Below are 16,038 nucleotides of genomic sequence, written 5' to 3'. Positions count from 1 at the left end.
TCGCACCTCTAGTCCCGCGCGGGACCGCCCCGCACTTCCGCCAGGGCGAGGCCCGCGACCGAAGCCAGCATGAGCAGGGCGCCGGCGAGCGTGGTGACCGTGAGGGGTTCGCCGAGGAGGGCGACGGCCAGCACCGCCGCGCTCACCGGCTCGAGCAGCATGATCACGGAGACCGTGGCGGAGCGGACGACGGCGGCGCCCGCGAAATAGAGGGCGTACGCGAGCGCCGTGGGCACCGCCGCGATGTACGCCAGCAGAACCAGCACCCCGACGGGGTCGGCGCTGTGCGGCAGCAGTCCCTCGGCCAGGGCGAACGGCAGCAGACACACCGCCGTGACCGCGAACGCCCCCACGGCGCCGGCGGAGCCGTCCGCACCGCCGCCCCGCCCCCAGCGGCGGGTGAGCAGGGTCATCGCGCTGTAGCCGGCCGCGGACACCAGCGCGAGCAGCACCCCGCGCGGGTCCACCGACGAGTCGCCGCCGCCCGCGAACAGCACGCCGAGCCCGGCGAGCGCCCCCGTGACGGCGAGCGCTCCGCCGCGCCCGGCCCGCTCTCCCAGGGTCAGTCGTGCGCCCAGCGTGATGAGGACGGGCCCCGCCCCCAGGGTGACGACGGTGGCGACGGCCAGTCCGGTGGCGGAGACGGCCGCGAAGTACGCCGTCTGGAAAACCGCGAGGCCGCACCCGGTGATCGCCGTGCGCAGGGCCCTGCGGCGCAGCGGCTCGGGCGTCGGCACGTTCTCGCCCAGGGCGTCCGCCGTCGCATCGGCCGTCGCGTCCGCCGGGACGGAGCGGGAGGACGGGGCGGACCGGGCGCGCCGCCGCAGCAGCAGTGGGCGGGCGGCCGACAACAGGGCCAGCCCGCCGGCGCAGCGCCAGAACGACAGGGCGACCGCGCCCAGGTCGCTGATCCGGTAGACCAGGGACGCTGCGGCGCCGGCCGTGCCCCAGGCCGCTCCGGCGACGATCAGACAGAGCAGGGCCCGTGCGAGGGGCAGGGAATCGGCCCGGGAGTCGCCGGAGGTGGAGACGGGGGAGGACACCGGGGAAGACAAGGGGGAAGACACACTCGAGGAGGACACGCGTTCTCTCCGCACAGAAGTTCGGGAAGGGGCCGCCGCAGGGCGGCGGACCTCGGACTTCGTCTGCGGGCAGCACCGTTGGGCCCGGCAGCGTGTGCCGGGCGTGATTCGCCGGAGGGGCCCGCCTCAGGCGGCCGGAGGCGGAAGAACGCGTGCGTCGAGAGGCATGATCGAGACCCTAGGCCGCCGTCCCCCGCGCGGACAACTCCCTTTCCGGACTGCCTGAGGCCACCGGCTCGGCGGAGCCCTTGGCCGGCGCGGACGACTGCGCGATGAACGCTCCGAGCAGCACCACCGCGCCGCCGGCGATCTGCGGCGCCGAGAGGTGCTCGCCGAGCAGCACCCATGCCAGCACCGTGGCGATGACCGCTTCGAGGCAGGCGACGACCCCGGCCACCTGCGGGGACAGCCGGCGCACCGAGACCACGCCGGTGATGTACGCGGCGACGGTCGCGACGAGCACGATCCAGCCGAGCAGCGACCAGGCCGGGATCTCGGCGCCGTTCATGTCGGCGGCCCGTCCGAGCACGGACCAGTCCATGGCCCACGGCCTGGTGACGACGGTCAGCACGAGGGCGCCGACGAGCAGCCCGTAGGCGATGACGCCCAGCGGGTCGGGAACCTCGTCGCCCGAGTCGCCGCCGTGGTCGGACAGGACGAAGTATCCGACCTGGCAGAACGCGGCCGCGAGGGCGAGCAGCAGTCCGAGGGCGTCGAAGCCCAGACCGGACCAGACCTCGACGACGCAGGCCAGTCCGCCCACCGCGAGGAGCACGCCGAGCGCCGCGGCGCGCGTCACCGGCCGCCGCTGCACGAAACGGACCCAGCCCAGCACCAGGGCGGGCGCGAGGTACTCGACGAGCAGCGCCACACCGACGGGGATCCGCGATATCGCGGCGAAGTAGAACGCCTGCACCCCGGCCACGCCGAGCAGTCCGAAGCCGGCGAGCAGCGCGGGCCGGCTGCGCAGCAGCGCACGGTGGCGCACGGCCAGTGGCAGCATGACGAGGGCCGCGCCGGTCACCCGCAGCCACACCACGTGCAGCGGGTCGAGGCCCGCCTCGATCAACGGCTTGGCCGCCACCCCGGACCCGCCGAAGGCGATCGCCGACGCGATCGCCACACCGAGCCCGAAGCCCTTTCCTCGCCCGCCCGCACTGCTCACAGAGGTACCCACGGGCCCATGATGACAGGGGATGACATGACCGTCACCCCCGATGACACCTGTCTCAGCCGTCGGACGGACGCCGGCCCCCGAAAGCACGACCGGGGCACGGCGAAGGCGGCCGCCCGACGACAGAGGGGCCGCCCGATATCGGAGGGGCCACCCGACGTTGGAGGCCGACGATGAAGGGGCTGTTCGGGAGGCGAGCCGGTTGGTCAGCGGGCGGGGTCTCCGCCCCCGACGCAGGTCCCGCACTCCTCGGAGGCCGACTGCGTCGCGCCGCCCTCCGGCAGGAGACCGCGCTCGGGGAGCGCGTCGGCGAGGAGACCCTCCTCGATCCGCCGGCTCAGCTCGTGGGCGTCGACACCGGCGTGGTGCAGGACTACGACGGCCCGCGCCTTCGGGTCCGCGACGATCGCCGCGAGCAGATCGACGCCTCGGGCCGGGCCGCCGTCCCGCCCGGCCGCCCGCAAGCGCGCGTGCTCCAGCGCGGCCGCGGCGAGCGGGGAGAGGCCGTCGTCGGCGACGGGGTGCGGCGCCTCCCCCGAACCACCGACGGCCGACGGGCCGGGCAGCTCTGCGGGACCCCCTGCGGCGGGCCGGACGGGCACGGCCGGCAGGGCGCCGGAGTCCTCGACGCCGCCCTGCCACCGCAGGCCGTAGCCGATGCTGCGCTGGACGAGGTAGCCGAAGAGCCGGGCGAGCTGGGGGCCGCCGTCGAACGCGGCCCGTACCCGGGGGTCGTGTTCCAGGAGGGAGTGCAGCAGATGCGCGGTGTCGATCTGCCGGTCTCCGTCGCGCAGCGCCCGGCGGCGAGCGGACGCGAGCGCCGCGGAGGGCTCCGCGCCCAGCCCGGGAACGCCGCCCGTGGCCTGCGTCGTCCGATCGTGCGAGGACTGCCGTGGGATGCGGGGTTGCACACCCCTCACCCCATCAGTCCCGCCCGGGTCCGGTCATCCCCGGGAGGAACCATCTTGCCGTCCCACACAGAGCGGACCGAAGCGGTCGACATCTCCTCCCTACGGATGAGATCGGGCCGCTCCCCCGGCAGGACAGCGCGCCACCTTGCCGACCGAGCCGGACGGCTCCTGCTGGGCCGGGGCGCTCTCCACCGAAGACGGGGCGCCCTCTCCGCAATCCTGACGGTTCGTCAGTATTGAATGTTCGCGGCCCTGGAGTTACGTTCCGCGCACCGCAGCCGAGTCGCGGGCCGGGCTGCCGGCCCGAGTCGCCCGACGTGAAGAGGTGGTCGCATGGCCGAAGTCAGCGCGGAGGCACGCATCCAGGCACCCGCGGAGAAGGTGTGGGCCCAGCTCACCGACTGGCCGGCGTACGGAGAGTGGAACGCGACCCACACCAACTTCCCCCAGGGCGGCCCGGAGGCCCTCGAACTGGGGGCGACCTTCCAGGAGAACATGAAGCTCATGGGCTTCCCGGCCGAGGTCGAGTGGACCGTGGCGGAGCTGGAGCCGGCGCGCGTGCTCGCCATCCGCGGCAAGGGCCCGATGGCCGTGTCGGTGGCCACCCGGTACACCCTCACCCCGGACGGGGACGCGACGAGGGTCCGCATCGACGGGGAGTTCACGGGCGCGGCCGTGTCGCTGATGGCGGGCAAGCTCAAGGACTCGGGGACGGCCGCCCTGAACGAGTCGCTGCGCAAGCTGGGCGGCCTGGTGACCTGACCCGTCCCGCACGGGAAGGCGGCGCGGGCGCGCGAGGCGCCCCGCGGACGGTTCCGCGGGGCGCCTCGCCCAGCACCTCCGGCCGCTCAGTCCTCGTCGGCGAGGATCAGGTACAGCTTCTTGCGGGCGTCGTTGATGACCGCGAGCGCCTTCTCGCGCTGCTCCTTGCTGCCGGTCTTCCAGACCTGGCCGAAGGCCTCCATCAATCCGAAGCCGGCCTGGCGGATCTCACCCAGGGCTTCCCAGTCGACCCCCCGCGTGGCCTCCTCCCAGGGGGCCTCCGGGCCCGTCTCGGCCGCCGTGCGACCTTCCTCGGTGAGCGAGAACAGCTTCTTGCCGCCGTCGCTCTGACTGCTGATCAGACCCTCGTCCTCCAGCAGCTGCAGGGTCGGGTACACCGAGCCGGGGCTGGGCTTCCACGCTCCGCCGCTGCGTTCGGCGATCTCCTGGATCATCTCGTAGCCGTGCATGGGCCGGTCCTTGAGCAGGGCCAGGATCGAGGCCCGTACGTCACCCCGCCGCGCCCTGCCCCTGGGGCCACCGCGCCCTCGTCCGCCCCAGGGGCCGCCGAAGCCCGGGCCGAAGCCGGGGCCGCCGGGACCGAATCCCGGACCGCCGGGGCCACCCGGACCGAAGGGCCCGAAGGCCGCCCGCTCGCCGCCGAAACCACCGCGTCCTCGCCGGGGCCCCTGGCCATGTCCACGCTCGAATCCGTGGGTACGCATCGCAAACCACTCCTTCAATTCATCGTTGATCTGTCGCGATGCCTCAACGATATATCGGCATAGCTCGCCTGGCAAGGCTCAACCCGGTGATCGGCCTCTAGGCTGCGGACATGACATCCCCGAGCAGCTCGCACAGCACTGCGTCCGCAGTCACATCCGCCGCCGCACCCGTCGAGTCGCCCGGCGACGCGGACGGCACCCCGCCCGGGGCTCCCGTCTCCTCCGGGACTTCCGTCCCCTCCGGGGCTTCCACCTCCTCCGGGACGTCCGCTGCCCCCGGTGCCTCTGACGCCTATCTGGCCGAGCTGTTCTCGCTGGACGGCCGGGTGGCGGTGGTGACCGGGGGCAGCTCGGGGATCGGGCGGGGCATCGCGGGAGCTCTGGCGCGTGCGGGGGCGAGCGTCGTGATCGTGGCGCGCAGGGAGGCGGAACTGGCCGCGGCGGCCGACGAGTTGACGGCCGCCGGCTGCCGGGCGGCCTGGGTGAGCGGCGACCTCGGCACCCGTGACGGGGTCCGCACGGCGGCGGAGCAGGCGGCACGGGCCTTCGGCGAGCCCGACATCCTCGTCAACAGCGCCGGGATCAACCTGCGCCCGCCGATGGGCGAGCTGGACGAGGACGTCTGGGACACCACGATGGCGGTGAACCTCGAGGCGCCCTACCTCCTGGGCCGGCGCTTCGGGCCCGGGATGGCGCAGCGGGGTTTCGGGAGGATCATCCACATCACCTCGCAGCAGGCGCACCGGGCGTTCGTCCAGAGCGGCGCGTACGGGGTGTCCAAGGGGGCGCTCGAGTCACTCGCCCGCTCGCAGGCGGAGGCCTGGTCGCCGCACGGAGTCACCTGCAACACGCTGGTGCCCGGGTTCGTCATGACGGCGCTCAACGCACGGCTGTCGTCCGACCCGGAGCGGGTCGCGGCACTGGCCGCGCGCACGATGGTCGGCCGCAACGGACTGGCCGAGGACTTCGCGGGAGCGGCGGTCTTCCTCGCGAGCCGCGCCTCCGGCTACGTCACCGGGCAGTCGATCTTCGTCGACGGCGGGTTCTCCGTCCACTGAGCGGACGTCCTCCGTGCGCCGCCCGGCCGGGCGACGCACGGAGGACGTCACGCGTCACGCCGCCATCGGGGTGAAGTGGACGATCTCGTCCTGCCCCGGCTGCACCACGCCGTAGGTGCTCTCGGGGACCTCGTTCCAGGCGCCCGGCAGATCACCCAGCGGCTCGGAGACGATCAGCCGGGTGTCGTCGGACACCTCGCGCAGGAACGCCATGTCGGGGTGGAGCGACCGGAGGGTCTCCACCCGGGTGCTGTAGAAGAGCGACCGGGAGGCACCCTGGCTGGAGTACCGGAAGGCCCACAGCCGTTCGCCGTCGGTCACGGCGACCGTCATCTGCAGCGGGTACTCCACGCCGTGCGCGTGGCCGACCCGCTCGACCAGGCCCGCCATCCGCGCCACGGCGCCCGGCGGATCCTCCTCCAGGCCGAGGGTGAGCGCCAGGAAGAACATCAGCTCCGAGTCCGTCGACCCCTCGATGTCGAGGAAGAGGCGCGGATCCACGGCGAGCGCGAGATCCCGGCGGAGCCGGTGGAACTCGGCGATCGCCCCGTTGTGCATCCACATCCAGCGGCCGTGGCGGAAGGGGTGGGAGTTGGTCTGCTGCACCGCCGTGCCCGTCGACGCCCGGATGTGGGCGAAGAACAGCGGTGAGCGGACGTGGCCGGCGATCTCCCGCAGGTTGCGGTTGCTCCAGGCCGGGCCGATCTCCCGGACGACGGCCGGGCTGCCGTCGTCCGCCTCGAGCCCGTACCAGCCGACGCCGAAGCCGTCGCCGTTCGTCGTCTCCACACCCATCCGGGCGTGCAGGCTCTGGTCGATCAGCGAGTGCGCCGGCCTGTAGAGGATCGCTTCCAGCAGCACGGGGGTGCCCGAGTAGGCGAGCCAACGGCACATCGTCTACCGCCTTTCCGCAAGCGCCGCGCGGTACTCCGTCACCTCAGGGACCTGTCCGGCTTCACCACGCACAGCGCCCAGATGACGAACGCGGAGAACGCGATCATCACGACGGACCAGACCGGGTAGTACGGCAGGGACAGGAAGTTGGCGATGACGATCAGGGCGGCTATGGCCACGCCCATGACGCGCGCCCACATCGCTCCCGTGAACAGTCCCAGACTGACGATCACCGCGACCGCGCCCAGCGCGAGGTGGATCCAGCCCCAGCCGGTGAGGTCGAACGCGAACACGTAGTTGCGGGTCGTCACGAAGATGTCGTCCTCCGCGATCCCCATGATGCCGCGGAAGATGTCGAGCAGTCCCGCGAGCATGAGCGTCACGGCGGCGAAGATCATCAGGCCTTCGGCCCACTGCTGCTTGCCGGTGTGCCGCTCGGCCGACGGCGTGTGGGTGGAGTGAGTCATCCCGGTGCCTCGATTCTGTGGGGTTCGGCGCAGTACGCCGGCTCAGCGGCGCTGGCCGCTCAGGACGAGTTGCTTGGCCTTGTCGAACTCCTCGTCGGTGATGTCGCCGCGGGCACGGATCTCCGAGAGCCGGGCGAGTTCGTCGACGCTGCTGGTGGGACGGTCCCCACCCTTGGCGGTCTCCCGGATGTAGCTGTCGAAGGCCTTCTGCTGCTCCTGGGCCTGTGTGATCTCCCTGCGCCCCATGTTCTTGCCGCGCGCGACCACGTACACGAACACGCCCAGGAAGGGCAGGACGACGCAGAACACCAGCCATCCGGCCTTGCCCCAGCCGCTGAGGTCGTCGTCGCGGAAGATGTCCACCACGACCCGGAACAGCAGCACGAACCACATGATCCACAGGAAGAACACCATCATGGTCCAGAAGGCGCTCAGCAGCGGATAGTCGTACGCGAGGTAGGTGTCGCCACTCATCTGTCTCCTCCGTCCCGGGCTTTCGCCCGACACCGGCAGGCCGTTGCGTGCCGTTCTCAGACTGCGCGCCCGGGAGTCCGTCGTCCTCACCCGGGGCGGGTGAGGAATGACCGTCACCCGCAGCCGTGCGGATTGCTCAGGGATCGCCGGCCGGCGCCTGCCAGGCGGGCGCCGTGCGGGCCCTGCGCAGCGCCGCCCGCCAGGCGAAGGCGACGCCGGCCTCGACGAGTCCGAGCAGGACCAGCCACAGACCGAGCAGCCGGGTCAGGGCGCGGGCCGACTCGGTCGGCAGCGCGAGCACCACGATCCCCGCGACGACGGCGAACACCGCCGCGCCGATGACGACGCCCCGGTGCGGCAGGTCCTTGGCGGCGAGAGCGGTGTAGAGGGTGAGGATGCCCGACACCAGCCACAGGACGCCGACGATCAGCGAGAGCGCCGCGATGGTCTGCATCGGGTGCCGCAGGCACAGCACCCCGGCGACGACGTAGAGCATGGCCAGCAGGAGCCCGGTCACCCGTTCGCCGTGGTCGCCCCCGCCGAAGGCGGAGACGAACCGGAACACGCCGGTCACCAGCAGGTACAGGCCGATGAGCACGGCGAGGACGTGCAGGGTCTCGTCCGGCCAGACCAGGATCAGGACGCCCGGCACGAACGCCGCGATGGCCGACCCGAGGATCCACGTCCAGGACCGTCCGAGGACGCCCAGCACGTCGGCGGGATCGCCGCCGGCGGGCCCGCGGGCGGACCGGTCGTCGCCGCGGCCGTCGCGGCCGCCGGACAGCGGGTCGGGTGCGGACTGCGGTGCAAAACCGTGCGGCTCGCTCATGACTTCCTCCTCGCGCCCGGCCGGGACTGCACGCCCCGGCGCCTCACTCGGGCAGTTGACGCATCTCCATCACACGCAGCCCCAGGGACTGGCAGCGGGCCAGCAGCCCGTACAGATGCGCTTCGTCGATCACCCACCCGAACAGAACCGTCTGGCCGGACATGACCACATGCTCCAGCTCCGGAAACGCCCTGGTCAGCGTGTCCGACATCTGTCCTTCCACACGGATCTCGTAGCGCATGGGCTCTCTCCCCGGGGTGGCCTGGGACAGGCGAACCGCGCCCTCTACCGCGATGGTCCGCCCCGGTGAAGCCCTGGGCCTCACCCGGTGCAGGTGAGTCGGTGTCCCGCCCGCTCCGTCGTCACCCGCTGGAACGACGGTGCGTCAGTGCGTCAGTGCGTCAGGAACAGCTTGAACGTGATGATCACCAGGCCGAGCACGAGGTTCACCGAGGCGGCGGTGGACACCAGACGCCAGGAGCCGCCGGCCCGGCGCGCGGCAGCCGCCGACCAGCCCACCTGCCCGGCGACGGCGACCGCCAGCGCGAACCACAAGGTGCCCGACAGGTCGAGGCCCAGCAGGGGGCTGACGGCCACGGCGACGGCCGGCGGCACCGCGGCCTTGACGATCGGCCACTCGTCGCGGCAGACGTGCAGCACGACCCGGCGGTCCAGGCTCCGCTGCGCCAGCCGCGCCCCGAACAGCTGGGCGTGCACATGCCCGATCCAGAACACGAGGCCGGTGAGCAACAGCAGCAGCATGAGCTCCAGGCGAGGGAACGACCCCCAGGAGCCCGCGCCCACGACGACCGAGGCGGCCAGCATGGATCCGTAGACACCGCCGGTGTAGTCGGCGTTGGCCCGGCGCTCGGCGGCGCGGGCCCGGGCCGCCTCGCGGTGTCCCGTCCCGGTCATTGGAGCCTCCCTTCGGCGATCGTGCGCTCGGAGACGACTCGGGCTCGTCGAGCGGTTCGGACCGTCAACGTGTCGCGTCGGCGGGACCGCGCGGCGCGCCTCCCCGGGACTTCCCGGGACGTCCGGTACCGGCACCGGCGGTCGGCAGATGCGACGTGACCAGGAGACTCGCGAGCGTGATCCCGCCGGCGGCGAGGATGGCCGCCTTCAGCCCGTCGAGCTGCGCCGAGGCGTAGGAGTCCGTCAGCGCGTCGACCTCGGCCTGCGGCAGTCCGGCGTCCTCGGCGGCGGCGCGCACCTGCTCGGTGGGGACGAAGCTGATGCCCGCCTCGAGGGCGACTCCGGTCTGACGGCTGGTCTCCTCCGACAGCTGGGGGTTGCTCTCCACGCCGGTGGTGAAGGCCTGTGCCAGGGCTCCGACCAGCAGCGACCCGATGAGCGCGGTGCCCAGTGCGGAACCCAGGTTCTGAGCCGTGAACTGCAGTCCGCCCACCTCGCTGCGCTCGTCCTCGCCCACGCTCGACTGGACGACATTGCCCAGCTGCGAGGCCAGCAGACCCATGCCCACGCCGAGCAGCGCCATCGCCCCGGCGAACTGCGCGTCGTCGATGACGGGGTCGATGGTGGCCAGCAGCCACACGACGGCGCCGGCCAGGATCAGCAGCGCGAGTCGCACCACCCGCCGCGCTCCCGCCGCCCGGCCCAGCCGGGCGGCGCACGTCGAGGCGATGAGCATGGCGACCGACACGGGGAGCAGCCGCAGCCCCGTCTCGAAGGCGTCGAAGCCCTGCACGACCTGCAGGTACAGCGGGATCGTGAAGAACAGGCCGAGGAGGATGAGGTTCTGGCTCAGCAGGCACAGCAGGCCCGATCTCAGCACGGGCCGGTGCAGGAGCCCGACGTGGACGAGGGGATCGGCGCCCCTGGCGTCCCTGCGCCGTTCCCAGTGCAGGAACGCGGCCAGCACACCCACTCCGGCGGCGACGACGAACAGGGTCGGCGAGAAGCCGAGCACGGTGAAGGGCGGGTTGCGGGGCCTCAGCCAGCCCCAGGTGCCGCTCTGCAGGACGCCGAGCACCCCGAGCGCCAGCCCGGTCGCCGACAGCACGGCGCCGACGCCGTCCAGTCGCGGCCGTGTTCCGGTTCGGGGCGTCTCCGTGATCGCCTTGCGGAAACACAGCACGACGATCACGACGACGACCTCGCCGGCGAAGACCAGACGCCAGGTGAGGTACGTCGTCACCCAGCCGCCCAGCAGCGGGCCGACCGCGATCCCCGCACCGGCGAGCCCGCCGATCACCCCATAGGCGACGGCCCGGTCCCGCCCCCGGTAGGACTCGGCGACGAGTGCCGCCATGGCGGGCAGCACCATCGCGGCGCCCAGTCCCTCGATGACCGACCAGCCCAGGGTGAGGACCCACAGGGTGGGCGCGACAGCGGTGAGGGCCGAGCCCGTGGCGTAGACGACGAGGCCGAGGACGAAGAGCCGGCGCCGGCCGAGGATGTCGCCGAGCCGGCCACCGATGATCATGAAGGCCGCCATCACCAGGGCGTACAGGGTGATGACCGCCTGGATGGCCGTCACCTCGGTGTCGAAGTCCTCGACCAGTTGGCTGATCGAGACGTTCATGACGGAGGTGTCCAGGACCATCAGGAACTGGGCGGTGCCCAGGACGATCAGAGCGCGCCAGCGGGTCACGGTGTCCACAGGTTCATGGAAGCCGAGCCGCCCCGCCGTCGCCTCACCCACCACGGGCGAATCCGGGATGGAACAGCCCCGGGTCGTCGTCCGTCCCAGGAGCAGTCGGGCGGGCCCGCGACGGCCGTCGCCCTCGCCGCCGACGGCCGTCCGTCCGCCCTCCCCGCGCGGGGCCGCCCTCGTCTCATCCCGCCTCGCCTCCATACCACCCCGCCCCGCCCCGCAGGGACGGCGTCGGCGTCAGAGCAGGTCCAGCTCGCGGGCCCGGCGCACCGCCTCGTTGCGGCGGTTGACGGCCAGCTTCCGGTAGGCGCTCTTGAGGTGCGTCTTGACCGTGTTCACGGACACGAACAGGTCGGCGGCGATCTCCTCCGTGGACATCGTCAGGGCCAACCTGCGCAGCACGTCCCGTTCGCGTCCGCTCAGTTCCTCCACCAGCGGCGGTGGCCGGTCGTCGGAGGGCTGCACGCCCGGGTGGAGCCAGTCCCCTGCCGTCCCCCGCAGCGACGCCGGGGCGAGGAAGCGGCGGATCCACGGGCCGGCCTCGGCGAAGGGCCGGCGCAGGCCGTCGCGGCGCGCCTCGCGCAGGGCCTGGCCGACGAGTGCGTGCGCGGCGGCCGCGTCCCCGGCCTCGCTCGCCGCCTGCGCCCGCACCAACAGGGCCCGGACGATCACCGCCGGCCCGGAGCGTCCCTCCCGGCGCACGGCGTCGAGCAGGTCGATCGCCGCCTCCGGCCGTCCGGCGGCCAGCTGGGCGCGGGCGGCAGCGACCTCGCAGGCCGGCTGCGCGTCGGGGACCGCCAGAAGCACGTCGACCGCCGTCTCGGGACGCCCCGCGGCGAGATGCGCGGCGGACGCGACGAGCGCCGTCTGCCCCTGCGCCCAGGGTGAGGGCACGGCGGCCGCGACGGCCGGCTCCGCCACGGCGAGCGCCGCCCTGGTGTCGCCCCTGGCCAGGTGCAGCCGGGCGGCGGCGATGGCCCGGACCGACTCCATGACCGGGTCGCGCCACGCGGAGGGCGACTCGGCGGTCTCGTCGAGCAGCGTCCGGGCCCGGGCCAGGTCGTCGCGGTCGACGGCCACGGCGGCCAGGACCAGCCGCGCCATGCCGGAGCCGGACGCCTGGGGCAGGCCGTACCGCTCGGTCTCGGCCGCGGCGGCCCGCGCCCTGCGTTCCGCTCTGCCCGGCCAGCCGTCGAGGTAGTCGATCAGGGCCAGCCGGCCCAGGGCGTCCTCGCGTGCGAGTGCCGTGGCGGCCCCCGCGGCGGAGTCGGCCACGCTCGTCAGGGCGGCGCACGCCTCCTCGAACCGGCCGGCCCACAGTCGCGCCGACCCCAGGTGGGCCAGCAGCAGTGCGGTGAGCTCGGGATGCTTCCCCAGCAGCTGGGCGGGAACCTCGTGGCGGAGCGTGTCGGCCGCCGCGGCGGCCAGTTCGGCCCGGGCGGGCGCGCCGGTCAGCCGGGCGGCCAGCGCCTCGAGCAGCGCGCAGCTCAGCCGTGCCGCCGCCAGCTCGGTCCGCTCCTCCGTGGGATCGGTCCCGGCGCGTGCCGGTTCCAGCAGCCCGCGCCCGGCCTCGTCCAGCGTCCGTTCCGCGTGACGCAGATGCGCCTGGCCGCGTTCGAGCTCGTGCAGGGACAGCTCGCGGGCCGCGCGGACGAGGTGGGCGGCGGGGCTCGCCGCCTCCGGCCCCATCCCGGCGAACAGCTCGGCGAGCGCGTCGACGCGCAGTCCGGTGAAGAGCCAGCCGATCGCGAGGTCGTCGACCAGCGCGCCCGCGGCGAACTCCCAGTCACCCGCGGCCGCGCCGTGGTTCAGGGTCGCCGCGAGGGATCCGGAGCCGCGCAGCCAGTGCGCGGCGCGCCGGTGCAGTTCGGGCTCGAGACCGGGCGAGCGCACGCGCAGATGGGCACGGAGAATCTCCGCGAACAGCGGATGCAGGCGGTACCAGTCCTGTTCCAGGTGCTCGACGAACGCGTTCTCCCGGTGCAGCCCGGCCAGGATCGGCTCGGCGTCGGTGCGCCCGGTGAGCGCGTTCACCAGCCCGGGACGGAACCGGTCGAGGACGCTGACCCGCAGCAGCAGGTCCTGCGTCTCGGGAGGCTGCCGCCGGAGCACCTCCGCGAGCAGGAAGTCGGCGACCGCCGTGCGATCGGCCTCGAACTTCTTCAGGTACGTCTCCGGATCCGTGCTCTCGCGCGCGGCGAGGGCGCACAGCCGCAGGCCCGCGGCCCAGCCGCGGGTGCGGTCCACCAGCGCCTGCGCCGCGTGCGCCGGGAGCCGCAGTCCGTGCAGTTCCAGCAGCTCGGCCGCCTCCTCGCCGGTGAAGGCCAGCTCCGCTCCCCTGATCTCCGTCAGCTCACCGGCCGCCCGGTAGCGGTGCAGCGGCAGCAGCGGCTCGGTGCGGGTGACCAGGATCAGGCGCAGGCCTCCGCCCGCGTGGCGCAGGACGAATTCCAGCTGCTCGGCGACCTCCGGGGCGACGACCCGGTCGTACTCGTCGAGCACGACGATCACGGGACGGTCCCGGGCGCTCAGCTCGGCGGCCACCCGGGCCAGCAGCGCGGCGGGCACCTGGCTCGCGTCCGCGGGGCAGCCGATGTCGGCGGGCAGTTCGGTTCCGGCGGCGCGCAGGGCCTCGAGCAGGTACGCCCACAGCATGCCGGGGCCCTGTCCCGCCGCGTCGGTGGTGAGCCAGGCGACGGGATGCTCACGTGCCGCGGCCCAGTCGGCGACCAGCAGGGTCTTTCCGGCGCCCGCCGCGCCGTTGACCATGGTCAGCGGCGTCTGAAGAGCCCCGTCGAGGTGTCCGGCCAGCCGCTCGCGCCGCAGAAACGTCACCGGACGGGCCGGGACGACGAACCGCGTGCGCAGGAACGGATCTCCCTGGGGATCCGAATAGGGGCCCGCCGGCACGAACGGGCCCGTCGGTCGCGCGTCGTTCTCCTCGAGCCCGGCCATGGCGCTCACCGCCCAGGTCGTCAGGTCATGCGTAACGCTCCTCCGAGCATCCCAGGGTTGTGCCGAGGGCGCTCCACGAGAGCCCTGCGGGCAGGTGCGGACGCCTGCGACGACGATGCGGCCGACCTGCGACGACGCCGAACGGTACGGGTGCCGGGGGTGGTGGATCGGCGGGCGGGATCCACGCGCGGGATCCACGCGCGGGCCCGCCCGTCGCGGCCTCGGCGTCCCCGGCCGCCGGCACACCCAAAACCGGGCCACACACCGTGGATTGGCCTTGGCCGACCGCGCCGCCCGCCTCGTAACGTCACGGCATGCGGATGCGAATCGTCGACGCCTTCACCGACCGCCCCTTCGCCGGCAACCCGGCCGGGGTCCTGCTCCTGGACGCCTTCCCAGGGGACAGCCGGCTCCAGGACGTGGCCCGGGAGATCAACCACGCGGAGACGGCGTTCGCCCATCCCCTCCCCGAGGGCGGCGACGCGGACTGGGCCCTGCGCTGGTTCACCCCCGCCACCGAAGTCGACCTGTGCGGACACGCCACGCTGGCCACGGCCCACGTGCTGCACACGACGGGCGTGCACACCGGCCCGGTGCGGTTCGCCACCCGCAGCGGCGTCCTCGTGGCCACACCCGCCGAGGACGGCTCGATCACCCTGGACTTCCCGACCGCCCCGCTGACCTCGGTGGACGTCCCGGCAGCCCTCGCGGGAGCACTGGGCGCCGAACCGCTCGCCTGCCTCGACACCGGCCCGCACGTCGGCGACCTGCTGATCGAGCTGGCCGACGAGAAGACGGTACGGGCCCTGCGGCCGGACCACAGGGCGCTCGGCGCCTGTTCGCGCCGCGGCGTGATCGCCACCGCACGCGCCGAGGAGCCCGCCCGGGGATACGACTTCGTCTCCCGCTGCTTCTTCCCGAACGTCGGCATCGACGAGGACCCGGTGACGGGCAGCGCTCACACCGCGCTCGCCCCGTACTGGTCCGGCCTGCTCGGCCGCACGGCGCTGACCGGCCTGCAGGCCTCCCCGCGCTCCGGCCTCGTGCGGACCGAACTGAGCGGGGACCGCACTCTGTTGACGGGCCGCGCGGTCACCGTCATCGAGGGCGAGCTGCTGACCTGAGCCCGCGGCCCACGGCTCACTGCTCACGCCGTGGGCAGCCACCCCACCTTCCCCGCCAGCAGCGCGTATCCCACGAAGGCCCCGATGTCGAGCAACGAGTGCGCCACCACCAGGGGCCCCACCCGGCCCCAGCGCCGGTAGAGGTGGACGAACACCACGCCCATCACCATGTTGCCGATGAAGCCGCCGATGCCCTGGTAGAGGTGGTACGAGCCGCGCAGCACGGCGCTGGCCACCAGCGCGGTGCCCGGCGTCCACCCCAACTGGCCGAGCCTGCGCAGGAGATACCCGACGACGATGACCTCTTCGAGGATCGCGTTCTGCAGCGCGGACATCACCAGCACCGGGTACTTCCACCACACGTCGGGCAGCGCCTCCGGCACCACCGTCAGATTGAAGCCGAGCCCCCGGGCCGCCAGATAGAAGGCGATGCCGGTGCTGCCGATCACCGCCGCGACGGCCGCCCCGCGGCCCAGGTCCGGCCAGGGCCGGGTGCGGTCGAAGCCGAGCGTGCGCAGACCCTGGCCCTCGCGCAGCAGGAAGTGCGCGACGAGGGCCACCGGGATCAGCGCCGTGGCGATCCCGAACAGCTGCCAGGCGAGATCGAGCCACGGCCGGCCGGGCGCGGCGGAGGCGTTGAGGGTCGCCGCCTGATCCTTCAGGCCCCCCGGCTTGGTGACCGAGCCGACGAAACTGATCAGTGCCGACACACCGCTCGCACCGAGCGAGAGCCCCAGGACGAGCAGCGTCTCGTCACGGAAAATCCGTCGCGAGAGCTGTTCCCGCGGAAAAGAATCAGCCAACGACCCTGCCTCCACCTGCACACCTGCCTCCGGTTGCGTGACCCCGTCCCACCGCTGCCCCGCCCCGCCAGGCTCTCGAACGAAGCTGTGAAGGCCGTGCGTCGCAGGACGACGGGGGACGGGCGCCCCGTACGGACCGCTCCTGCGTTGCGCGGGGGCCGCG

The 16,038-nt window shown here is 73.3% G+C and carries 16 protein-coding genes; 3 read left to right on the top strand and 13 right to left on the bottom strand.

The features are described from left to right. Positions 1-8: 8 nt before the first annotated feature. The 3 genes from ACH4ZA_RS34050 to ACH4ZA_RS34040 form a co-directional block, all read right to left on the bottom strand. Entirely contained in the window at positions 9-1,043 is a 1,035-nt protein-coding gene (locus ACH4ZA_RS34050; protein ID WP_398433092.1) for a DMT family transporter, read from the bottom strand. 217 nt (positions 1,044-1,260) lie between these two features. Continuing rightward, positions 1,261-2,259, bottom strand: a complete 999-nt coding sequence (locus ACH4ZA_RS34045; protein WP_398433091.1) for an EamA family transporter — start codon at positions 2,257-2,259, stop codon at positions 1,261-1,263. A gap of 203 nt (positions 2,260-2,462) precedes the next feature. Further along, a complete protein-coding gene (locus tag ACH4ZA_RS34040; protein WP_398433090.1) occupies positions 2,463-3,167 on the bottom strand; it encodes a Clp protease N-terminal domain-containing protein in 705 nt (234 codons plus the stop codon). A gap of 333 nt (positions 3,168-3,500) precedes the next feature. Between ACH4ZA_RS34040 and ACH4ZA_RS34035 the strand changes: the two genes are divergently transcribed. Next, positions 3,501-3,929, top strand: a complete 429-nt coding sequence (locus ACH4ZA_RS34035; protein ID WP_398433088.1) for an SRPBCC family protein — start codon at positions 3,501-3,503, stop codon at positions 3,927-3,929. An 86-nt stretch (positions 3,930-4,015) separates the two neighbouring features. Here the strand turns inward: ACH4ZA_RS34035 and ACH4ZA_RS34030 are convergent, their stop codons facing one another. Further along, on the bottom strand, positions 4,016-4,654 hold the full coding sequence (locus ACH4ZA_RS34030) for a PadR family transcriptional regulator (protein WP_398433087.1): 639 nt from the start codon (positions 4,652-4,654) through the stop codon (positions 4,016-4,018). A 110-nt stretch (positions 4,655-4,764) separates the two neighbouring features. Here ACH4ZA_RS34030 and ACH4ZA_RS34025 point away from each other — a divergent pair, with 110 nt between their 5' ends. After that, positions 4,765-5,712, top strand: coding sequence for an SDR family NAD(P)-dependent oxidoreductase (locus tag ACH4ZA_RS34025; RefSeq protein ID WP_398433086.1), 948 nt, complete (start codon positions 4,765-4,767; stop codon positions 5,710-5,712). A 54-nt stretch (positions 5,713-5,766) separates the two neighbouring features. On the opposite strand, the gene ACH4ZA_RS34020 is transcribed toward ACH4ZA_RS34025, so the two are convergent. The 8 genes from ACH4ZA_RS34020 to ACH4ZA_RS33985 all read right to left on the bottom strand — a co-directional run bounded on the left by ACH4ZA_RS34020 (position 5,767) and on the right by ACH4ZA_RS33985 (position 13,948). Then, positions 5,767-6,606 (bottom strand): class II glutamine amidotransferase, encoded by an 840-nt coding sequence (locus ACH4ZA_RS34020; RefSeq protein ID WP_398433085.1) that lies wholly within the window; start codon positions 6,604-6,606, stop codon positions 5,767-5,769. Between the two features lie 38 nt (positions 6,607-6,644). Further along, entirely contained in the window at positions 6,645-7,073 is a 429-nt protein-coding gene (locus tag ACH4ZA_RS34015; RefSeq protein ID WP_398433084.1) for a hypothetical protein, read from the bottom strand. Between the two features lie 42 nt (positions 7,074-7,115). After that, a complete protein-coding gene (locus ACH4ZA_RS34010; RefSeq protein ID WP_398433083.1) occupies positions 7,116-7,547 on the bottom strand; it encodes an SHOCT domain-containing protein in 432 nt (143 codons plus the stop codon). 136 nt (positions 7,548-7,683) lie between these two features. Beyond that, positions 7,684-8,376, bottom strand: coding sequence for an HdeD family acid-resistance protein (locus ACH4ZA_RS34005; protein WP_398433082.1), 693 nt, complete (start codon positions 8,374-8,376; stop codon positions 7,684-7,686). Positions 8,377-8,419: 43 nt separating this feature from the next. Next, on the bottom strand, positions 8,420-8,617 hold the full coding sequence (locus ACH4ZA_RS34000; RefSeq protein WP_351673182.1) for a hypothetical protein: 198 nt from the start codon (positions 8,615-8,617) through the stop codon (positions 8,420-8,422). A gap of 152 nt (positions 8,618-8,769) precedes the next feature. After that, positions 8,770-9,291, bottom strand: a complete 522-nt coding sequence (locus ACH4ZA_RS33995) for a hypothetical protein (protein ID WP_398433081.1) — start codon at positions 9,289-9,291, stop codon at positions 8,770-8,772. 64 nt (positions 9,292-9,355) lie between these two features. Then, positions 9,356-10,990 carry an MFS transporter gene (locus ACH4ZA_RS33990; RefSeq protein WP_398433132.1) on the bottom strand — a complete coding sequence of 545 codons (1,635 nt, stop codon included), beginning with the start codon at positions 10,988-10,990 and terminating at the stop codon, positions 9,356-9,358. Between the two features lie 240 nt (positions 10,991-11,230). Then, the gene (locus ACH4ZA_RS33985; protein WP_398433080.1) at positions 11,231-13,948 is read right to left on the bottom strand and encodes a LuxR C-terminal-related transcriptional regulator; all 2,718 of its coding nucleotides are present in this window, start codon (positions 13,946-13,948) and stop codon (positions 11,231-11,233) included. A 314-nt stretch (positions 13,949-14,262) separates the two neighbouring features. Here ACH4ZA_RS33985 and ACH4ZA_RS33980 point away from each other — a divergent pair, with 314 nt between their 5' ends. Next, entirely contained in the window at positions 14,263-15,072 is an 810-nt protein-coding gene (locus tag ACH4ZA_RS33980) for a PhzF family phenazine biosynthesis protein (protein WP_398433079.1), read from the top strand. 23 nt (positions 15,073-15,095) lie between these two features. Here the strand turns inward: ACH4ZA_RS33980 and ACH4ZA_RS33975 are convergent, their stop codons facing one another. Further along, positions 15,096-15,896, bottom strand: a complete 801-nt coding sequence (locus ACH4ZA_RS33975; RefSeq protein WP_398433078.1) for a CPBP family intramembrane glutamic endopeptidase — start codon at positions 15,894-15,896, stop codon at positions 15,096-15,098. Positions 15,897-16,038 lie beyond the last annotated feature (142 nt).

Origin of the sequence: Streptomyces sp. NPDC020597 (assembly GCF_044335095.1) — a bacterium.
Taxonomy (GTDB): domain Bacteria; phylum Actinomycetota; class Actinomycetes; order Streptomycetales; family Streptomycetaceae; genus Streptomyces.
This window is presented reverse-complemented; position numbering and strand designations above follow the sequence as displayed.